Source organism: Anaerobutyricum soehngenii (genome assembly GCF_009697165.1).
Lineage (GTDB): Bacteria > Bacillota > Clostridia > Lachnospirales > Lachnospiraceae > Anaerobutyricum > Anaerobutyricum soehngenii.
In genome coordinates this window covers 1-1,656 of the sequence record NZ_VULP01000064.1, presented here as the reverse complement: position 1 = coordinate 1,656, position 1,656 = coordinate 1, and the positions used below count along the sequence as shown (strand labels likewise).

Here is a 1,656-nt window from a genome sequence, read left to right as displayed (position 1 = left end):
TTTAAACTGTTTGTCATAGTGCTTTGCCATAATGAGATCCTCCTTCAGTGCGGTACCTACATTGTACCATGAAATATTAGATTAGGAATTCTCATTTTGACTTGTACTATTTATATTCTAGCACCGATGGATATATAATGAACTTGATTATAAGGTACTTGAAATCAGTGAGACTGATAGTATCTTAAAAGAACCGCACATTGCGTTAACTCAAATTTCAAAAAAATTATTTACCAAAGCATCTCGTGTCCGAAAAATGTCTTCAGCAGAATATGCTAATTTTTTAGGATTTAAGGGATATTTAACAGAACGAGATACCAACAGAGATTCAAAAATAATCAATTTTTTGGAAGAACATATAATAGATGGACTGGTATATTTAAGTTCATCACCCGAAAATCAGTGGATTCGTAATTATGCCTCACGTTGCGGAATGTCATTAGAAGATTTTCTTGATTATTATGGATATAAAAAATCAAAATACGATTATAATTATGTTTCTCAACGAAAAAACGAAAAATATAAAAACGAATTAAAAAAGTACATTGTAGAAAATCCCAATACTGTATATATATCATCTCAAGAGCCAATATATCAAACTCTGTATAATATAGCACAACAAAATAATATGACTTTAGATGACTATATACAATTATTAGGTTATACACGTTCTAAAGGACGGAATAGTTTAATTGAATTGTCTGGAGAAATAAATAAAATTCTTAGTGTTGAAAACGAGAAAATTGAAAAAAAGATTTCTTCAAATGAAAAAATAAAGAGAAATCATCTATTAATAAATAGGCTTAAAGAATTTTATTCATATGAATGTCAACTTTGTACAGAAAATCAAAAAATGACCATTCAAAAAAAAGATGGAACAAAATATGTCGAAGTACACCACATCAAAAATCTTTCGGAGGAATATGATGAAGAAGGAACTTTAGACCGTTTAAATAATTTGATTGTTGTTTGTCCTAATCATCACAAAATGCTTCATTATCATAACGGTGGATATCGAAAAATAGTAAAAACTAATAACGGTTTAGCTTTTACAAACGATTCTTCAGACATTATTCCTATTGTACATAATAAACATTTGACAAGCAATGAATAATTACAATTAATATTATTCCAACACCTATTGATGTCAAGGAACAAGGCGTAGCCGATACGCCGTCAGGGCAGTCCTTGACAGAACGGACGTTATATTATTTCAGCAATAAAACAACGAAAAATAAGGAAAAACAGATTGAAAATGCTATCTCATTTTAGGAATGATTCCTGTTTGACTAGATACTTGACTACATTGGAATTATCCAGAAAATGAAAAAAGCCAGAAGCCTTGAAAATTCAAGGTTTCTGACCTCTTAGTCAACAGGGGATGAGAGAATCGAACTCCCACCAAAGGTTTTGGAGACCCCTATCATACCATTTGACCAATCCCCTATATTTAATTTTAAGGTATGTACCTTCAAAACTACACACAAACTATCTTTTTTCTATTCCAATAACTTTCTAAGGTCAAGCTCTCGACCGATTAGTAACAGTCAACTCCACACATCACTGTGCTTCCATCTCTGCCCTATCTACCTCATCGTCTCTAAGGGGTCTCTCACTCTTTCGAGTCTGGATATCTCATCTTGAGGGGGGCTTCAC

The 1,656-nt window shown here is 32.0% G+C and carries 1 protein-coding gene, 1 tRNA gene and 1 rRNA gene; 1 reads left to right on the top strand and 2 read right to left on the bottom strand.

Annotated features, from left to right (window positions below):
• Window positions 1-256: 256 nt before the first annotated feature.
• Window positions 257-1,114: an HNH endonuclease gene (locus tag FYJ25_RS14305; protein ID WP_154581600.1), complete on the top strand. Its 858-nt coding sequence runs from the start codon at window positions 257-259 to the stop codon at window positions 1,112-1,114.
• A 261-nt stretch (window positions 1,115-1,375) separates the two neighbouring features.
• On the opposite strand, the gene FYJ25_RS14300 is transcribed toward FYJ25_RS14305, so the two are convergent.
• Together FYJ25_RS14300 and FYJ25_RS14295 are read right to left on the bottom strand one after the other, a co-directional pair.
• Window positions 1,376-1,446 (bottom strand) — tRNA-Trp (locus tag FYJ25_RS14300).
• Window positions 1,447-1,517: 71 nt separating this feature from the next.
• Window positions 1,518-1,656, bottom strand: a 23S ribosomal RNA gene (locus FYJ25_RS14295); the annotation flags it as partial.